Origin of the sequence: Psychrobacillus sp. PGGUH221 (assembly GCF_042055255.1) — a bacterium.
Classification (GTDB): Bacteria; Bacillota; Bacilli; order Bacillales_A; family Planococcaceae; genus Psychrobacillus.
Map to the genome: position 1 here is coordinate 95,805 of NZ_JAQMHQ010000010.1, position 15,784 is coordinate 111,588.

The window sequence follows — 15,784 nt, forward strand, 5'->3', positions numbered from 1 at the left end:
ATAGCTATGTAAATGTAATTTATTTCTATGTTGCTCCCGCATCTTTAAAATATCCGTTTATTATAATAAATTAACAAAAAAGCTCCTACTTTACCGTAATAGAACAGTTAAGTAGGAACTAATTATCATTATTTAGATGGGATGGCTTCAATTGTAGAGGCAACTTTTGTAATAACTAGTTCACTTCCTAGAAGTGGTGATTCTTGAGAAGTAGATTTTGATTCGGAATTTGGTCGTTTGTGCGATTCTTTGAAGGCATCACTGTTTTTCCAAGCCTCGAAATTCTCAAGGTTTTCCCAATACATATTTACATTTAACTCATCATATTCTGTAAGGTTTTGTGTAATTGTTACTTCTACTTTTACAAAACCCTCCATTTGTTGTAATGCACCTGGTTTAGTGAAATTAGGTGCCATTTTTTCAGCAAAGCCTGGTTTTGTTTTAATTTTGTTTGTGACAATATACATGTAGCCATTACTCCTTTTCGAGTTATTTGATAAAAACAGTATACCATCTTTTATGTGTTTTACCTTGTAGGACGCGCAACCCAAAAATTTTCCTCTCTAAACAGTAAAACTTAATTGATATTTATCTTAATCTAATCCATTATTAATAATAGACAGTCTTTTCGTAATCCGTTAATAGAGGATACGTAGAAGAAATATATTCTATGAAGGAAGAATTTTGTGAAAGAAGAAAACATTACTCGCATAAATTTAGATGGCAGAGAATTGATCTTGATCGGAACAGCACATGTCTCCAGACAAAGTGCTGAGCAAGTGAAAGAAGTAATTGAAGCAGAGAGACCAGATTCTGTTTGTATTGAGTTAGATGAACAAAGATATCAATCTGTTATGGACGGAAGTAAATGGAAAGAAACAGATATTTTTAAAGTTATTAAAGAAAAGAAAGCGACATTGCTTCTGATGAATCTAGCAATATCATCTTTTCAAAACCGTTTAGCAAAGCAATTTGAGATAAAACCAGGTCAAGAGATGATTCAAGGAATTCAGTCTGCCAAAGAAACCGGTGCTAATCTTGTGCTTGCAGATCGGAATATACAAACTACGTTTTCTCGTATTTGGCATAATCTCGGATGGTCTGGTAAGGCACAGCTGCTTTCCTCCGTTTTTTTTAGTATTTTTAGCAGAGACTCGATTTCAGAAGAAGAATTAGAAAAGATGAAATCACAGGATACGCTCAATGCAGTTCTTGCAGAGTTTACAGAATCATTTCCAAAACTAAAGACTCCTTTAATTGATGAAAGGGATCAGTACTTGGCACAAAAAATTAAAGAAGCTCCTGGGGATAAAGTAGTTGCGGTATTAGGTGCGGCTCACGTTCCAGGTATCTCGAAAGAAATTTATAAAGAACATGATTTGGAAAAACTCAATCAAGTACCACCGAAATCGATTGTACCTAAAATCCTTGGGTGGGTAATACCGGTGCTTTTAATAGCCATAGTTGTTTACACCTTTTTTGCAAATCCAACTGCGGGCTTGGATCAGGCTTTGAGCTGGGTAATATGGACAGGAAGCTTTGCTGCCATCGGTGCTGCAATTGCTTTTGGACATCCGCTTGCTATACTCTCTGCCTTTATTGCAGCTCCAATAACTACATTACATCCCTTAATAGCGTCGGGATGGGTTTCGGGAATAGTTCAGGCTTATTTCCGACGCCCAAATGTAGGGGATTTTGAAAATCTTTCGGAAGATGTTTTTACGATAAAAGGGTTTTGGCGCAATAAGGTTACACGAATTTTACTAGTAGTTGTTTTAACTAATTTAGTAGGATCAATCGGAACTTTTATTGGTGGGGCAGATGTTATTCGGGTATTTTTTAATAATCTATAATGTAAAACCTCCTTTTTTGCTAAATGGCAAGGAAAGGAGGTTTTAGTTTTTTGTAATGGGTTAGGAGTGGATATTATTTCATCTTAAATAAAGGAAATAAAAAACCAACTATTCATAGAATAGCTGGTTTGCCACATTATATTTTCTTTTTAGCGTCTGTATTTTCTTCTAATTTAAATTCTTCTGTAACATCGTCAACGATGTCTTTAGTGGAGTTTTTAAATTCTTTTAACGTTTGACCTACTGCTCTTCCTAACTGAGGAAGTTTAGATGGTCCAAAGACGATTAATGCGATGATTAGAATGATTATTAAACCTGGTACGCCGATGTTTGGCATGGATTGTTCCTCCTTATAGTATGTTACATTTATTCCAATGGCGATGTGTATGCAGTAGTAAACTTATCTTTAGTATAACACGCTTAGGAGAAATTAAGCCCTAGACTTCATTTTCTAATGCCTCTTCTTCCAAAGCTCTTTTTGCTAACTGTTTTTTATATGCCCAGCTCGAAACAAGGATACTGATTTCGAATAACAATAATAACGGTACAACGATGATAAAGTCTGAAATGAAGTCCGGAGGTGTAATAGAAACTCCAACTACTACAAGTATAAAGTAAGAAACTTTTCTCATCTTACGTAGTCGATTAGGTGTGATGATTCCCAGCTTTGTTAAAAACAATATAATCACAGGTAGCTCGAAAACAATTCCAACTGGAATAATCAAATTAAACATGAAGGTAAAATATTGTTGCATCCCGTATGTTTCTAGAGCTCCAATTGAATCATTAATATTAGACATGAAGTTCAACATCAAAGGAAATAAAATAAAATAACTAAAACTAATCCCAGCTAAAAACAGTAAAAAAGAGACAGGGATAAAGTAAATGGTTCCTTTTGCTTCTTTCTCTAATAGTCCTGGTTTAACGAATAACCAAATTTGGTGCATCGCAATTGGCAACGTTATTAATATAGATAGTATTAGAGCACATTTGACATAAATCATTAAACCATCTGTATATCCAAATACATTCCATTCCACGTGAGCAGCTGTAGGTTGTGACTTAAGAAATGTTAATGTCCTTGGGGCCATCCAAAATCCTAAGGCTAGAGATAGAATAAATGTGACGGCTACAATAATGAGCCTTTTTCGTAATTCTGTTAAATGTTCAACAAGCGTCAATTCTGGTTCGTGTGTCATTAGTGTGTACCACCCCATTTTCTCAAATAAAGTGAGATATTTATATGCTTAGAAAAGCATGTTTACTAAAATATAATAGTTACTACATGAAACTGTTGTTTTGTATCATCTCACATTATACTCCAACAGTCGAATTTGTAAATAAAAGCACCTTTTATTTTTCAATTAATATAGGAAAAAAGTTTTTATATATACAAACTTTTTCTAAAACAACCAATATAAATTTGAAACTATTTATGTACAGTTTAAGAAAAAATGTAGTAAATGATAAGCTCGTTTGAATATATATCCTTATTAAGGATGAATAAAATTGGCTCAGTATCATTTGGAAGAATTGAAAATATTAAATTAAGTCTTCTTGGTTTTATTTTAGTAGCAGATTTTGCATTGTTTCTTACTTTAAGCGTTTTTCCACGGTTTGTTTTACTTGGATCTGGTATTGGTCTATCCATTATAGTTCTTTGCTGGACAGGAAAAAAATATACTTATTTTCTTTCACCATTGTGAGTTTGTACAGAAATACTTTCAATAGTTTATAATTTGCATTCTACCATTAAGTAAAAATAATATATATCTGACTAATGTTTAATTAAGTAAATAAATCAGTTTTAGGATAATTAGGAGGTTTTATTGTGTTAGTTGGAGCGCTTGGTATTCTCCTTGTATACAAAGAGAAAGCACAACAAAAGAAGATCCAGCTACTTCAGCAGTTAACTCTTATCTACAATGTGGGAAGCAGAAAACGTATTTGTAGTCGGAGCATCTACATTTCCTCATAATAGTAACTTTAATCCTACCGGAACAATTGGAGCTACTTTCTTACCGTGCTGCAGAAGGAATTCAAACTTATTTAAAACAAGGTGGACTTCTAGTTAAATAATAATCAATAAAACTCCTAAATAGCTTATTACAAGCAATTTAGGAGTTTATTTAATTTGCGCTAGGCTATTTAAAAGGTCACTACGCATTCGATACAGGATTCAGTGTTTGCTTTTTTAACTTCTTATAGAATGTACTTTAAATTTGCAATTTTGAATATGAAACATCTCTATTTAGTAACTATCTAGAATGCCCATGCATGCAGTTCTTCTTATTAACCTTGTGCAACTTCCTCGTCTTGGTAGACTGGTACCCATCCTTCAGTTGTTACAAAGATTCGTGCTGCTACTACTTTACGGTCTTCAGCAAGTGTGAAGTAATGTGTGATATTCTCCGGAACTGAGATTAGATCTCCAGGTGATAGATGGACTTCAAAGAAATTTTCATCTTTTCCTTGAATAATAAATACTCCGTGACCGCTAACAATATAACGAACTTCATCATCTGTATGAAGATGTTTACGTTCAAAGTTTTTTAATAGTTCATCTAAGTTTGGATTAGAGTCAGATAAAGAAATGATATCAGCTGCTTTGTACCCACGACGTTCTGATATATCATCTATTTCTGCTTTAAATGCATTTAAAATTTCTTCTTTTTCTGCATCGCTAAGATCATACTTTTCACGAAGTTGCTCTGGTAATTTTTCTATATCCCAATGCTCATAAATTACTTCTTGTTGCTCTAAAAATGCAGCAACCTCATTTTGTGCTTCAATTGTTTCATTTGTTCCTTGAATTTTAATGATAGCCATCTAAATCTTCCTCTCTTATTTTTATTTTATTTGACGTAAAGTCAACTGATACTGAAATAAAAATTCACAAGCTTCAAGTAACTTCTTTGCTTCGAAACCATCCCTACCCCAAACAGTAATACCGTGATTCCGTATAAGTACAGCTCCTTTATCACCATCTATATATGTCTGAAACTCTTCGGCGAGAAGTGGAATATGGGCATGATTTGGAATGATAGGAATAGAAAGAATTGCATCTTCTTCCCACAAATCGAAAGCTTTAATAAGTTCTTGCCCTTGAAAATCTATTTTTCCCTGATCACCGTATAATTCGGAGATGACGTTATTAGCAACCGTGTGAACATGGAGACTACAGCCCGCAGAAGTTTTAGAATAAATAGCACAGTGCAATAATGTTTCTGCCGACGGCTTTAAAATGGTATCTTCTATCGGCTCTCCATTTATATTTACATGTAAAAAGTCTTCTTTTGTTCGCTTATTCTTATCTTTTCCGCTTGCTGTAACTAAAAACTCTACTGGTTCATCATTCACCTTAATTGCTAAATTTCCACTAGTTCCCATAAACCAATCTCGTTTAGCAAGTTCGTCTTTTATATCTGCTAACTCTTCCCATCTACCACGGAGCGTTATCATGTTTGAACACCTAACCTTGTTTCAATAATATTCATGACATCTCGAAAATTTTCGAAAGGTTCATATGGAATATTCAATTCCTTGCACTTTTCAATAAGAAAATCCCGTGCTATGACAACATCTGCTAATTTTGCAGCTTCTAAGTCAGTAATAGAATCACCAATTACAACACTTAAAGAATCTTTTTCTTGGAGCTTTCGAATAATGGATGGCTTACAGCATCCGCAACCTTTGCTCGTACATAAATCATCGCAGACATGTGGGAAATTTATTTGTATTCTTTCTCCCGAGAAGTCCGATTCATTACAATAAACGCCTGAAAAAGGACCAAACTTTTCTAGCATTGGATGAACGAAAAAATCTATTCCACCACTAACAATATAGAGAGGGATATCGTGCTTTCTTGTATAAGAAACAAAATCGTCGAATCCTTCTCTAATCTCTGCTTGATCAAGCAAGTAGCTTATAATTTGATCTTTTATAGATACAGGTAACAGAGAGAACATTTGAGCAACACCTTCTCGGATAGATTGCTTTTGCCCTAAAATATTCTCTTTGATCGGCAAGTATGCTGGGGGAGCAAATTTTTTCATAATGGATATAATATTGTCTTGGTTTGTAATGGTCCCATCAAAATCACAATAGATTACTAGCTTACTCATAATGCTTACCCCCATAGTTCCAATGCTGCTTTTAGTTCTGGAAACTGTTTTGCTGCTTCAGCTAACGGAATTCCATCAAGGACTGCTGATACGGCCTGCCTAAAGGCAAGCCCTCCTCCTGTAGCGCCAGTAGGATGACCATGCACTCCACCACCTGCATTTATAATGCTATCTATGCCATAGTCTTCGATTAACAAAGGAACCAATCCAGGATGAATTCCAGCCGAAGGAACTGGAAAAGTTCGTTTTACTGCACTTTCTTTCGTCAATTCTTCCCCAAGTGATAGTGCAGCTGTTTTCTCCAGTGCGACGCTTCCGTATGGTGAGGGGAATAATGAAAAATCTGCCCCTGCATAACGAGTCAATTTACCAAGTAAAAGTGGTGTTGAAACTCCATAAAATGAGGATGATGTAAAAGCACCACTATAGGCTGGATGGGCCATGAATGGCAACTGAATATCTTCATCTTCCACAAGTTCTTGAAGTACATCTAGACCATATGCATGAACATTAAATAATAGAGCGTCAGCCCCAAGTTCTTTTGCCTTTTTTGCTTTTGATTTTAAATTGGATGTCCGCCCAGAGAGGTTAACTGCATAAAGTGTTCGATGTCCAGTTTCCTCATACACCTGACGTAGTACTTCTTTAGCTGTAATAATTCTTTTTTCAAAAGGAGTAAGGGGGTTTTCAAAGAGAATTTCATCATCTTTTACTAAATCTACTCCACCTAGAGCTTGGTTACGCAGCTGTTCAGATAGGTAATTGATATCTCTTCCAATTACTCCTTTAAAAATACTCATCACAAGTGGACGATTATACACTCTTAGCAATTCACGAATACTTTCAATTCCGAATCTAGGTCCTGGGAAATTATCTAAAAGGTCTGATGAGAATTCCAAGTCTAGTAGCTTTACTTCACCGTCTAGCGATAGTTTGCCGAAAACAGTTGTTAATATGGCAGGTAAATCTGCAGAGAAATTAGCACTAGGATAGTTTATTTTAATTTCTGCTTTGATTTCATCTCGTTTTAGCGGATGGTGACTATTTTCAAATTTAGTTATCGATATAACATTTCCTTTATGCTTTTTTAATTGCTCTTGCTCTAGTAACGGCAAATCAGTCCAGGATCCTATTGTTAAACCGAGCGCAATTCCTTCAGCTTTTTTTTCAAAAGTTCCAGGTTTACCGTAAACCTGATAGAGAGTAGTAATTCCACTCATTTATTATCACAATCCTTTATATAACAAATTTCTACTTAGTCAATGTCCCAGTGTTTTGCCCCTTCTAAATATAAAAAAACCTCTTCCAAATAAGAAGAGGTTAAAAAATTAACGACTTCTTATTTCTCAGTCTACTGACTGCAAGAATTAGCACCGTGTCCATAATGGATCGGTTGCCGGGTATCATAGGGCTCGTCCCTCCACCTGCTCTAAATAAGAAAAAGTTATTCAATTGAGTTAGTCAAATTAATAATGATTATTTCATGCAATATAAAGATTGTCAATATAGTTATTAGAATTTTTTTTGTTTTTAAAAAAATGATTGACATGTGTTTTTTGAATATGCTAGGATGATTTTCAAATAGTATAACGTTTTAATTAATAGCACTCTTATCAAGAGCAGGCAGAGGGTAATGGCCCGATGAAGCCCAGCAACCGACCGTAATACCGTTGTGAGACGGGGCGCATTTTGCGCCGAGATGAAAATCTCCTAAGGCACGGTGCTAATTCCATCAGAAAGGTAACTTTCTGAAAGATAAGAGGCGAGAGATCTCTTATTCTACGCCTCTTTCTTATGAAAGAGGCTTTTTATTTTGAAACGGAAAGGTAGAGAATAATGACGACAGCTACAAAGAGACAATATGAATCATTAACAGAAGAAAGTGCTATTTTATATGCAAAAGAACTTAACTTCTTCCCACAAGACACAGAGTTGGAGTGTCGTGAGATAGGTGACGGTAATCTTAACTATGTATTTCATATTAAGGAATTGAACGGTGATAAGAGTCTTATTATTAAACAGGCTTTACCATACGCAAAGGTTGTCGGAGAAAGTTGGCCACTAACGTTAAAACGAGCAGTGATTGAAGCAAATGCATTAAAAAAACATGCTGAATTTGCAGCCAATCTTGTTCCGACCGTATATGCAATTGATGAGGATCTTGCGCTTACGGTTATGGAGGATTTATCTCATTTAAAAATTGCACGTGAAGGGTTGATTAAACTTGAATCATATCCAAACCTTTCAAAAGATATTGGAGAATATTTAGCTCAAACACTATTTCATACATCTGATTTTGCATTACACCCTTTTGAAAAAAAGAAACTAGTTTCAGAGTTTTCCAATCCAGAACTTTGTAAAATCACAGAAGATCTTATTTTTACAGATCCGTTTTTTGACTATGAAACAAATGACTTTGAAGCATTGTTGCAAGAAGACGTAGAAACTATTTGGAATAACGGGCGCTTAAAGCTAGAGGTTGCAAAATTAAAGAATAGCTTCATGACAGAAGCGGAAGCATTATTACATGGAGATTTGCATACAGGGAGCATCTTTGCTAGTGAAACCGAAACGAAAGTAATAGACCCAGAGTTTGCTTTTTATGGACCTATTGGCTTTGATATTGGATTGTTTTTAGCAAATCTAATCGTGCAAAATGTTACAAGAGAAGAGGATGAGCGGGGAGTTATTGTCACCCATATCAAACAAACTTGGGATGTCTTTTCGACTAAATTTTCGGAATTATGGGACAAAAAAAGTGTCGATTCCTATAAAGACACAGATGGCTATAAAGAATATGTCTTGGATAAAATTTTCCGAGATACACTAGGCTTTGCTGGATGTGAATTAATTCGTCGTACAATCGGGCTAGCACATGTGAAGGATTTGGACAGTATCGAAGATGACGAACAACGGATTAAATTCAAAAAGCAGACCTTACAAACAGGGGAAGCACTTATATTAAAACGCAAAGATATCCATTCAATTGATGAAGTATTTGAATTATTAGAGGGGTTTCGCAAATGAGTATTCCATTATCGATAGAGTTGAACGACAAAGAATTTCGGATTTTGGATCAGCAAAAATTACCTCACGTAGTTGAGTATTTAACACTAGATACTTTAGAAGATGTATATGATGCTATTATCACTCTGAAGGTGAGGGGTGCACCAGCAATTGGTATTACCGCTGCATATGGATTGGCTAAAGCGGCCGAAAAGTATGAAGCAAATACATTAGAGGAATTTCATCTGCAACTCAACAGGGATTTCTTGTATTTAGCTAAATCTAGACCAACAGCTGTAAATTTAGTTTGGGCTCTAGAACGTTTAAGAAGTGCTGTTGAAAATGTAGCAAGTGTACAAGAGGCGAAGGAACTTTTGATAGAGGAAGCTATAAAAATTCATAGAGAAGACGAAGCATCCTGTAGAAATATTGGCGAATATGCGTTGTCCTTGCTTGAAGGTCAAACAAAAGTTATGACCATTTGTAATGCAGGTTCAATTGCAACCGCAAAATATGGTACTGCATTAGCACCATTCCATCTTGGGAGTGAGCGGGGAAAACAGTTTGAAGTTTATGCTTGTGAAACTAGACCTGTATTTCAAGGATCAAGGCTAACTGCGTGGGAGCTTCAGCAATCTGGAGTGGATGTAACACTTATAACAGACAGCATGGCTGCACATACAATCGGAGCAAAAGGAATCGAAGCAATTATTGTAGGGGCAGACCGGATAGCAGAAAACGGCGACACGGCAAATAAAATCGGAACACTTAACTTAGCATTATTAGCAAAAGTGTTTGACATCCCTTTTTATGTGGCAGCTCCTTCTTCCACTTTTGATTTGACCATTAAGAATGGAAAAGAGATCCCGATTGAAGAACGTCCAGCGGAAGAAATAACGCATATTGCAGGGAAACAGGTAGCTCCGAAAAATACAAAAGTATTTAATCCTGCATTCGATGTTACACCGGGTGAATACATTACAGCCATTATTACTGAAAAAGGAATTATATATCCGGAATATACAAAAAATATTCCAAGTTTAATAAATATAGAAAAGGGAGAACTCGCATGAAATCAAAAACAGCATGGCTTTTATCCGTATTATTAGTAATTGGAATTATCTTAACAGGGTGTCAACCAAAAGGGGATGCAAATGAAGCAACAACTACTCCTGCTGATTCAGAAGCATCCGATAATCCGCTATCAGGGAAGAAAATCGCATTGGTTATGCAACAAAATCTTGGTACTTTTTCTGCTCAATACATTGAAGGTGTAAAAGAACAAGTAGAGAAATTTGGTGGGACTGTAACAGTGTTTACGTCGGAAGGCGATTTAGCAAAAATGGCTTCCAATCTAGATGCAGCTGTAAACCAAGGTGTAGATGGAATTCTGATTGATCATGGAACAAAAGAAGCGTTAAATCAAGGAGTTCAAAATGCAGTTGATAAAGGAATACCAGTCGTCGCTTTTGATGCAGGTGTGGAAGTAGAAGGAATCACAGTTTTAGAGCAAGGCGATCAAAAGATGGCTGAAATGACATTAGAAAAATTAAAAAATGATGCTAATGGTGAAGCAAATATAGTGAAAATCTGGGTAGCAGGTTTTGCACCTATGGAAAGAAGACAAGTTGCCTACGAGCAATTCTTAAATGAAAATCCAGGTATTAAAGAAATTGCAACATTTGGTGCAGCGACACAAAATACAGCATTAGACACACAATCGCAAATGGAAGCGATTCTAAAACAATACCCAAATGAAGGAGAAATCACAGCAGTTTGGGCAGCTTGGGATGAATTCGCAAAAGGTGCAGTACGCGCTATTGAGCAAGCTGGAAGAACAGATATTAAAGTTTATAGCATTGATATGAGTGATGAAGATTTACAAATGATACAAAAAGAAAGTAGCCCATGGGTTGCCTCAGCGGCAGTGGATCCAATGGATATAGGACGTATTCAAGTGCGCTATTTATATCAAAAAATAAATGGTGAAACTCCTGAAGAAAAAGTTGTTTTAGAACCAGTGTTTGTGGATGCTGAAAAGCTTCCGGAAGAAACGGTGACGACAAATGACTTACATGAATATATCGAAGGCTGGGGAGCAAGCGAACAAGGTTACACAGAAGCTTTGAAAGAGTTAGAAAAACAATAATGATACAAATGTAGCTGCCCTAAAAAGGGGGCAGCTTCTTTTTAAGAAAGCTTTAACTAATTGTTGGTATGGAAGATATGAAAGGGTAGATAGCTATTCTATAAGCATTCGGGCCGGTCGTCATCATGAGCCTAGCGCATCCTGCATCTCATACAGAACGTCCAAGCGGCTGACAAGGCGCGAATGCCAGTGAACTCTATTTGATAGGTCAAAGTATTATCCAATTAATGTTTGAAAATAAATAGTTCTTAATACAGATAGCGGCAAGCCACATCCGTGTTTCTACACCAATGCGACTGAAATGGGGAGAATGCAAAAGTCTTCTTTGATAGATAGTAAAGTTGATTGTTAAATGATTAGATTAAATGCAAATCCTACAATCATTTTATTAACAATAGAAACGGTGATTCTCTAGGATGTACGTCTTACAAGCTGTATGAGCGATTCATCCTGCGAAGGCTCATACGTAGCGTGCGGCAAGCGCACATCCGTGTCTTGTTCTATAACGTAAAACACTTCAAATACAATTCATTAGGAATAACAAGGCCAACTAGTTAAAATTCAACTGGTATATTGCCTTAAGAAAGGAGATCATCATGGCTAATCCTTTTCTTTCTATGACTTCCATACGTAAATCATTTGGAAATGTGAAGGCACTAGAAGAGGCCGAATTTCATCTTGAAAAAGGGGAAGTACATGCATTGCTAGGTGTTAATGGAGCAGGTAAAAGCACGCTTATTAAAATATTATCCGGCGTATATGAGCAAGATGAAGGTGAAATAGTTTTAGAAGGTAGTAGTGTTCGGCTTCGTTCCCCGAAAGCAGCAAAGGAACACGGTATCTATTGTGTTTATCAAGAGGTGGATACAGCAATCGTTTCGGAATTATCGGTCGCAGAAAATATTATGCTAGATAAAATCGCTACGAATAATAATTTGTTTTTATCCACATCCAAGCTACAAACGGAAGCTAAAAAAGCACTGAAGCATTTGCAAGTAGAAAACATTGCTGTCAATCAACCGGCATTTAAACTTACATTAGCTGAAAAACAATTAGTATTAATTGCACGAGCTCTTGTAAGCTCGGCAAAGATTATTATTTTTGATGAACCGACTGCCCCTTTGTCTCTCCACGAATCCAAAAAGCTTTTTTCGGTAATTCATCATCTGAAATCGCAAGGAGTCGGCTGTATATTTATCTCTCACCGTCTTCCAGAAGTATTTGAAATCAGTGATCGAATCACTGTAATGCGAGATGGAAAGCTTGTAAAAGTTTTTAACACAGAAACTGTTCAACAGAATGAGATTATTGAAGCGATGCTAGGTGTATCTTTTAATTTAGAACAGGCAGATACAAATCATACTTTAGGAGAAAAAATCCTACAGGTTACAGAATTATCGGATGGACACAAATTAAAGGAGCTTTCCTTTACTGTTTCCGAAGGGGAGATTGTTGGTATTGTGGGCCTTGTAGGAGCAGGAAAAACGGAGCTAGCTAAAGCCTTATTTGGCTTGGGATCATTAGTAAAAGGTAGTGTGAACCTTTCAGGCAAAGAGTTAAAAGCGAAACATCCAGCAGACGCCATTCGAGCAGGAATGGCACTAATTCCAGAGGAACGCAGAAAAGAAGGCTTATTTGTACATGAGTCGTTACAAACGAATTCTTCCTTTCCGAATTTAAAGAAATTTTCACGGCTTCTGTTTATGGATAAAGCTGCTGAACGCAACTTTGCAAAGGACATCATCAATCGCTTAAAAATTAAAACGGATCATACGGAAACACCACTTGTGCATTTAAGTGGAGGAAATCAGCAAAAAGTAGTAATCGGAAAATGGATGTCGCGCAACTCTAAAGTATATTTATTTGATGAGCCGACTAAAGGTGTTGATATTGGAGCGAAAAAGGACATTTTTAATTTAATTCGTGAGTTGGCGAGTAATGGTAAAGGGTGTCTATATTTTTCGAGTGAGATTCAAGAAGCAATTGGTATTTCCGATCGACTTCTAGTTATGTATAACGGTCAAATCGTGAAGGAGTTTTCACGTGAGGATGCGACCCAAGAAAGGATTTTGTTGTATGCAAGCGGTGGAAAAGAAGAGTAAGGTCAAAGAAAGAGGAATTCAATTTCTATTTAAATATGGTGCAATTGCCTTGCTATTGATAATTATATTGTACTTTAGCACTATAAGCGGTGCCTTTTTTACATATGGAAACTTCACAGATATATTACGTTCCATTTCCATTGTAACGCTCTTAGCATTAGGAGTTACCTTTACGCTAGTAGTAGGAGGTTTCGATTTATCAGTAGGTTCTACGATGTCTCTATCTACTGTCATTACTGCTTCGTTAATGGTGTGGTATGAGATGCCGCTTTGGCTCGTACTAATCTTACCTATTGTAATAGGAGTGTTGGTTGGATTATTGAACAGTTTTCTTATTGTAGTTTTAGGAATTCCAGATTTACTTGCAACGTTAAGTATGATGTATATAGTGGCAGGCTTTCACCGTACATATACAGAAGGATACTCGATATACAATAATATGCCGCTTACTTCTGGAGGGACGGCACCGGGGCAATTCTCTGAAGCATTTCTTTGGATTGGCCAAGGGAGAATGCTCGGATTACCAGTTCCAGTTTGGATAATGCTTGTCCTAGTAATTATCGCTTATGTTGTACTTAACCATACTCGTTGGGGACGTGTTTTGTATATGACGGGTGGAAATGCTGAGGCTGCAACATTGTCAGGAGTGAATACCCGTAAAGTAAAATGTGCTGCATATGTAATTTCTGGTGTTTTTGCTTCGATGGCAGGTATATTGTTTACAGCACGTGTTGGTTCAGGTCAAATTGATGCGGGTGCACCACTTTTAATGGAAGCTGTAGCAGCTGTCTTTGTTGGATATTCTGTCCTTGGTGCTGGAAAACCAAATGCTATCGGAACATTTTTTGGAGCAGCGGTTATCGGGATTCTCTTGAATGGATTAACGATACAAAACTTACCGTATTATGCCTTTGATATTATTAAAGGAGCAGTGCTCGTTTCAGCTCTTGCCGTAACTTATATTTACGCTAAAAAACGGTTCACCCAAATCTAAATAAATTTTGTGTCTCGAAGTACTTGTTTTCTGCCCGTGCAAGTATATAATTCAAGCATATCCTTTATTATTTATCGAATGGGCTGACAAAATTTGAGACCGTATAATGAAAAAATAAGTATTTACCATGGAATGGCATCTACTATTGCATTAAATTTTTCCAATAACTTTTTTCCAATCTTTGCAATTACCATATTAGGGGCAACCAATTATCAGGTGGGATTAATAAGTTCGTTGCCGCCATTAATAGCGTTATTAATGACTATACCAGCAGCTATTCTACTAAATCGTGCAAGTGCTCAAAAGAAACTCGTGGCGATGTCTGTTTTACTGGCACGATTAATGTTTTTGCTTATTGTACTAGTAGTTTATTTGCCTTCTGATTCGTTACAAGCATGGGCATTTTTAGGAATTATTGCTTTCATCAGTGTTCCGAACACTGTAGCTAACGTAGGTTGGCAAACGTTGATAAGTGGAATGATTGATGAGTCTAGAAGAGGACAATTTTTTAGTGATCGAAATCGTTTGTTAACGATGGTTGGTCTTGTATCAACTTTAGTTATTGGTGTTTTAATGAAGGATGCTTCCGAAAGCGTTACTGCCTATCAAATTCTTTTTGCGATAGCTTTTGGTTTCGGTTTGCTAGAGGTTTTTTTCTTATTAAAACAAGAAGAAGATATCGTCCCTTCATCAGAGAACCTAGTGAAAAAGAAGTCAATGGACTGGAGCATTTTTAAACATGTGAACTATGTCTGGTTTTTAGCTGCAGCTCTCTTTTTTAATTTTGCTTGGCAAATGGCATGGGGATTATTCAACATTTACAATGTCCGAGTAGCAGGAGCAACAATCTTTTGGATTAGTATGTTTTCAGTTGGTAGTATGCTCATGCAGTTTTTAACATTTCCTTTATGGAAGAAGTGGGCAGATAAGTATTCGAATATGCAAGTTTTTATATGGGCAGCTATTGGAATGTCCACTACACCATTTTTAACAATGCTATCTACGAACTTATATTATTTAACGCTCATTCAAACAACATCCGGATTCTTCTTATCTGGTACTGTTTTAATATTATTTAATTTATTGTTGGAGCAATCACCTGAACAATATCGTACGTATTGCATTACAACTTACAATGTACTGCTTGCTTTCGTCGCATTCATTGCACCACAAATAGGTATTTGGCTTTTGAATGAACTAGGCATGGAAGTAGCTATGTACATTAGTTCTAGTTTACGATTTTTAAGTGCTGGTGGATTTTTATATGTATTTTTACGAAATAGAAAAGTATAAGAACAAAAAAGAAAAGCACAATTAACGTGCTTTCAGACTGTAGACAAACGCGAATTTATTTTTTATATAGGAAAGACTAGGTTTTCCGAAGCTTACCGCTCTCTTTCCATGGGCGAGCCGCTTCGTCGTTAGGCTGGGGGCACTGAAAAAGTCTATAGAATTTGACTTTACAATTAATGTCGTCCGATAAATAAGAAAATCGTTGAAACGGCTCCCTTTCCGCGGGCGTTGCCTTAGCCTCCTCGCTGCGCTGCGGGGTCTTC

At 36.4% G+C, this 15,784-nt stretch carries 14 protein-coding genes, 1 pseudogene and 2 riboswitches; of the genes and pseudogenes, 8 read left to right on the top strand and 7 right to left on the bottom strand.

Features of this window, described 5'->3' with window-relative positions:
- Window positions 1–128 precede the first annotated feature (128 nt).
- The gene (locus PGC35_RS17140; protein WP_053591204.1) at window positions 129–467 is read right to left on the bottom strand and encodes a heme oxygenase; all 339 of its coding nucleotides are present in this window, start codon (window positions 465–467) and stop codon (window positions 129–131) included.
- 219 nt (window positions 468–686) lie between these two features.
- On the opposite strand from PGC35_RS17140, the gene PGC35_RS17145 reads away from it, so the two are divergent.
- Window positions 687–1,853: a TraB/GumN family protein gene (locus tag PGC35_RS17145; RefSeq protein WP_375220018.1), complete on the top strand. Its 1,167-nt coding sequence runs from the start codon at window positions 687–689 to the stop codon at window positions 1,851–1,853.
- A gap of 136 nt (window positions 1,854–1,989) precedes the next feature.
- On the opposite strand, the gene tatA is transcribed toward PGC35_RS17145, so the two are convergent.
- Both tatA and tatC read right to left on the bottom strand, forming a co-directional pair.
- Window positions 1,990–2,190, bottom strand: a complete 201-nt coding sequence (gene tatA / locus PGC35_RS17150; RefSeq protein ID WP_053591206.1) for a twin-arginine translocase TatA/TatE family subunit — start codon at window positions 2,188–2,190, stop codon at window positions 1,990–1,992.
- A 100-nt stretch (window positions 2,191–2,290) separates the two neighbouring features.
- Window positions 2,291–3,052, bottom strand: a complete 762-nt coding sequence (tatC, locus tag PGC35_RS17155; RefSeq protein ID WP_053591207.1) for a twin-arginine translocase subunit TatC — start codon at window positions 3,050–3,052, stop codon at window positions 2,291–2,293.
- 691 nt (window positions 3,053–3,743) lie between these two features.
- Here tatC and PGC35_RS17160 point away from each other — a divergent pair.
- Window positions 3,744–3,932 (top strand): annotated as a pseudogene (locus PGC35_RS17160) (GMC oxidoreductase); the annotation flags it as partial.
- A 213-nt stretch (window positions 3,933–4,145) separates the two neighbouring features.
- On the opposite strand, the gene PGC35_RS17165 reads toward PGC35_RS17160, so the two are convergent.
- Genes PGC35_RS17165 through mtnW form a run of 4 tightly spaced genes read right to left on the bottom strand, consistent with a single transcriptional unit; the run spans window position 4,146 to window position 7,197 of the window.
- Window positions 4,146–4,682 (bottom strand): 1,2-dihydroxy-3-keto-5-methylthiopentene dioxygenase, encoded by a 537-nt coding sequence (locus PGC35_RS17165; protein WP_056831342.1) that lies wholly within the window; start codon window positions 4,680–4,682, stop codon window positions 4,146–4,148.
- 21 nt (window positions 4,683–4,703) lie between these two features.
- The gene (locus PGC35_RS17170; RefSeq protein WP_053591210.1) at window positions 4,704–5,315 is read right to left on the bottom strand and encodes a methylthioribulose 1-phosphate dehydratase; all 612 of its coding nucleotides are present in this window, start codon (window positions 5,313–5,315) and stop codon (window positions 4,704–4,706) included.
- Entirely contained in the window at window positions 5,312–5,977 is a 666-nt protein-coding gene (locus tag PGC35_RS17175) for a 2-hydroxy-3-keto-5-methylthiopentenyl-1-phosphate phosphatase (RefSeq protein ID WP_375220019.1), read from the bottom strand. Before PGC35_RS17175 ends, PGC35_RS17170 begins: the two co-directional genes overlap by 4 nt.
- Window positions 5,978–5,982: 5 nt before the next feature.
- Window positions 5,983–7,197 carry a 2,3-diketo-5-methylthiopentyl-1-phosphate enolase gene (gene mtnW, locus PGC35_RS17180; protein ID WP_375220020.1) on the bottom strand — a complete coding sequence of 405 codons (1,215 nt, stop codon included), beginning with the start codon at window positions 7,195–7,197 and terminating at the stop codon, window positions 5,983–5,985.
- A 116-nt stretch (window positions 7,198–7,313) separates the two neighbouring features.
- Window positions 7,314–7,417: riboswitch (SAM riboswitch) on the bottom strand.
- A 167-nt stretch (window positions 7,418–7,584) separates the two neighbouring features.
- Window positions 7,585–7,739, top strand: a riboswitch (SAM riboswitch).
- A gap of 74 nt (window positions 7,740–7,813) precedes the next feature.
- Between mtnW and mtnK the strand changes: the two genes are divergently transcribed.
- From mtnK to PGC35_RS17210, 6 genes are all read left to right on the top strand, one after another.
- Entirely contained in the window at window positions 7,814–9,004 is a 1,191-nt protein-coding gene (mtnK, locus tag PGC35_RS17185) for an S-methyl-5-thioribose kinase (RefSeq protein WP_053591213.1), read from the top strand.
- Window positions 9,001–10,056 (top strand): S-methyl-5-thioribose-1-phosphate isomerase, encoded by a 1,056-nt coding sequence (gene mtnA, locus PGC35_RS17190; RefSeq protein ID WP_375220021.1) that lies wholly within the window; start codon window positions 9,001–9,003, stop codon window positions 10,054–10,056. The genes mtnK and mtnA overlap by 4 nt, the downstream gene beginning before the upstream one ends.
- A complete protein-coding gene (locus PGC35_RS17195; protein WP_375220022.1) occupies window positions 10,053–11,132 on the top strand; it encodes a sugar ABC transporter substrate-binding protein in 1,080 nt (359 codons plus the stop codon). The genes mtnA and PGC35_RS17195 overlap by 4 nt, the downstream gene beginning before the upstream one ends.
- 596 nt (window positions 11,133–11,728) lie before the next feature.
- Entirely contained in the window at window positions 11,729–13,234 is a 1,506-nt protein-coding gene (locus PGC35_RS17200) for a sugar ABC transporter ATP-binding protein (protein WP_375220023.1), read from the top strand.
- Window positions 13,209–14,228 (top strand): ABC transporter permease, encoded by a 1,020-nt coding sequence (locus PGC35_RS17205; protein ID WP_375220024.1) that lies wholly within the window; start codon window positions 13,209–13,211, stop codon window positions 14,226–14,228. The genes PGC35_RS17200 and PGC35_RS17205 overlap by 26 nt, the downstream gene beginning before the upstream one ends.
- Window positions 14,229–14,321: 93 nt before the next feature.
- A complete protein-coding gene (locus tag PGC35_RS17210) occupies window positions 14,322–15,521 on the top strand; it encodes an MFS transporter (protein ID WP_375220025.1) in 1,200 nt (399 codons plus the stop codon).
- The last annotated feature ends 263 nt before the right edge of the window (window positions 15,522–15,784 follow it).